The organism is Pseudomonas sp. Sample_9 (assembly GCF_004307535.1).
Classification (GTDB): Bacteria; Pseudomonadota; Gammaproteobacteria; order Pseudomonadales; family Pseudomonadaceae; genus Aquipseudomonas; species Aquipseudomonas mercuritolerans.
On sequence record NZ_RAZO01000452.1, the window covers coordinates 24,399 to 27,396 of the forward strand.

At 60.8% G+C, this 2,998-nt stretch carries 3 protein-coding genes; all 3 read left to right on the plus strand.

Annotation, left to right across the window (positions count from 1 at the left end; translation table 11 throughout):
- Positions 1-161, plus strand: a 161-nt coding sequence (locus D6877_RS25795; RefSeq protein WP_178083752.1) for a YjbF family lipoprotein, incomplete at its 5' end; no start/stop codon positions are given.
- Positions 158-919 (plus strand): capsule biosynthesis GfcC family protein, encoded by a 762-nt coding sequence (locus D6877_RS25800; RefSeq protein WP_130912530.1) that lies wholly within the window; start codon positions 158-160, stop codon positions 917-919. The genes D6877_RS25795 and D6877_RS25800, both read left to right, overlap by 4 nt.
- The gene (locus tag D6877_RS25805; RefSeq protein ID WP_130912531.1) at positions 916-2,994 is read left to right on the plus strand and encodes a YjbH domain-containing protein; all 2,079 of its coding nucleotides are present in this window, start codon (positions 916-918) and stop codon (positions 2,992-2,994) included. Before D6877_RS25800 ends, D6877_RS25805 begins: the two co-directional genes overlap by 4 nt.
- Positions 2,995-2,998 lie beyond the last annotated feature (4 nt).

Sequence of the window (2,998 nt, forward strand, 5' to 3'; positions counted from 1 at the left end):
TCGATGAACAGATCGACGCCCCAGCCATCGGCCTCAGCGCAACCAACCGTTACTGGGTCGACCCGCGGGACGGTTTCATTCTGCAAAGCGAGCAACAACTGACCTCGCAATTGCGCGTCAAGCTGGTTCAGCTGACTCCTGATCGCAGGCATCTGCCGTGAAGCGCTTAAGCATTTTGGCTGCGGGTCTTTTGCTGATCGCTGGGGCGACTCAGGCCGCCGTCACCGTGTCCGGCGACGTCGCCAATCCCGGTCCGATCGCATTGCCGCCGGGTGGACGCCTGTTCGATGTGATCAGCGAAGCCGTGCCTAATGCCGAGGGTTATTGGCTGGCGGGCGGCTTGTTGCGCCAGTCGCTGGTCGAGGAACAGACACGGCTCAAGGTTGGCGTGCTGTTCGATCTCGAGGTGCTGCAGCGCATGGCGACGCTGTTTGATCGGCCAAGCCGCGCGGCACTGGCACAGCGCGTTGCTGAAGAAGTTCGACAGATGCCAGTGACCGGGCGGCAGATCGCTGACCTCGATCCGGTGGCGGTGGAAGTCGGCTTCGCGCGCAACATTCGTCTGGATGACGGCGATCGGCTGATCTATCCGAAACGGGTTGATGAAGTGCAGGTGTTGGGCGCGGTCACCGAGCCATGCCACTTGCCCTATCAGCCGTTGCAAGAGGCGCGCGAATATCTCGAAGGCTGCTCGATTCTCGACGATGCCGAGGCCGATTACCTGTGGTTGATCCAGCCCAACGGCGTCTCGCGGCGCGTCGGCATCGCGCACTGGAATCGCGAGTCCGGGCAGTTTCCGGTGGCCGGAAGCAGGATTCTGGTACCGATAAAAAATGATGATCTTGATCCGCCTCTTCCTGAATTGAATCAGCAGTTGGCCGAATTCATTGCCACGCAGCTGGCCGAGGTGGTTCGTTGAAGTTAAGTTTTGCAGCTGTGTTGTTATTGCCCTGCGGTCTGGCTCACGCCGAGCCGCGCATCACCCAGAGTGACTTCGGTGGCGCCGGTCTGTTGCAGACGCCGACGGCGCGCATGGCCCCGGCCGGCGAGCTGAGCGTCAATGCCAACCGCACCGACCCCTACAGCCGCTACAGCGTGTCGTTGCAACCGCTGGACTGGCTAGAAGGTTCGTTCCGCTACACCGCGATTACCAACCGGCCGTACGGCTCGGAGGCCCTCAGCGGCAGTCAAAGCTACAAGGACAAGGCGGTCGACGCCAAAGTACGCCTGTGGCAGGAAAGCCACTGGGCGCCGGAAGTGGCGCTGGGCTTTCGAGATATCGGTGGTACCGGTTTGTTCTCCAGCGAATTCTTCGTCGCCAACAAGCGCTTCGACAATTTCGACTTCAGCGCCGGCATTGCCTGGGGCTACATCGGTAATCGCGGCGACTTCGACAACCCGCTGGGCTACGTCAGCAGTCGTTTCGATACGCGCCCGGCGCTGGAAGGCACCGGTGACGTCAACTCCGGCTCGTACTTTCGCGGCAAGCCTTCGCTGTTTGGTGGCGTGAGCTACCAGACGCCCTGGGATCGGCTGAGTCTGAAGCTTGAATTCGAAGGTAACGACTACAAAAACGAGCCGAAGGATAACGAGATCAAACAGGACTCGCCGATCAACCTCGGTGCGGTGTTCAAGGTGACCGATTCGATCGATCTGAGCGCTGCCTGGGAACGGGGCAACACGGCGATGTTCGGCGTGACCTTTCACACCAATTTCGTCAGCCGCAAGGCGCCGGCCAAGACCTACGACCCGACCCCCGAACCGCTGCCGGCGAAGGCGCCGACGACCTCGATGGAACAGGTCAACTGGGCCGATGTGTCGCGGCGTTTGCAGCAGAATGCCGGATACAAGGTCGAGCGCATCAGCCAGCGCGATTCCGAACTGATCGTCTATGGCGAGCAGCAGCGTTATTTCCATTCGTCCAAAGCCGTTGGCCGCGCGAGCCGGATTCTCGACAACAGCGTCAACGACGACATCGACTGGTTCACCGTGGTCAACAAGCGCTACGACTTGCCGCTGGAAGAAACCAGCCTGCCGCGCCAGACCTTCCGCGAAGTGATCAACAACGAAGAACCGTTGGAGGCGCTGCACCGCACCACCGAAATCAACCCGGCGATGCCGCACAACGAGAAAACCCTCTACACCGAAGCGCCGCAGCATTTCAGCTATGGCGTGGGGCTGGGCTTCAAGCAGAACGTCGGCGGCCCGGATGGTTTGCTCTATCAGTTCAGTGCTGATGCGGACGCGGAATATCGCTTCAACCGCAACACCTGGTGGAGCGGTTTGCTCAGCGCCAACCTGGTCAACAACTTCGACAAATTCGTCTACGACGCGCCGAGCGGATTGCCCCGCGTGCGTACGGATCTGCGCCAGTACCTGACCACGTCAAACACGACCATGCCGTTGTTCCAGGTCAGTCATGCCGAGCAGTTGGACAAGGATTTGTACGGCATGGTGTACGGCGGCTATCTGGAGTCGATGTTTGCCGGCGTCGGCGCGGAAGTGTTGTTCCGCCCGACCGGCGAGCGCTGGTCGCTGGGCGCGGACCTGAACTGGGTGCGCCAGCGTGATTTCGATCAGGGCTTTGCCTTGCGCGATTACTCGGTCGTGACCGGGCATATCACCGGCTATACCGACCTGCCATTCGATACGCTGGCGGCGGTCAGTGTCGGTCGTTATCTGGCCGGGGATTGGGGCACCACCGTGGATATCTCCCGTGAGTTCTTCAACGGCGTGCGCGTCGGTGCCTGGGCAACCATCACCACGGCCAGCAGCGCGGAATATGGCGAAGGTAGTTTCGACAAGGGGCTGTACCTGTCGATCCCGTTCGACGAAATGATGAGCATGTCGACCATGCGCCGCGCCAACCTGGTCTGGGCGCCACTGACCCGAGATGGCGGCGCCAGACTGAGCCGCAGCTATCAACTGCACTCGATGACGGATAGCCGGGAAGGGGACATGTTCTATCGCAACTTCGAGAAGATTACCGAGTAAGCGC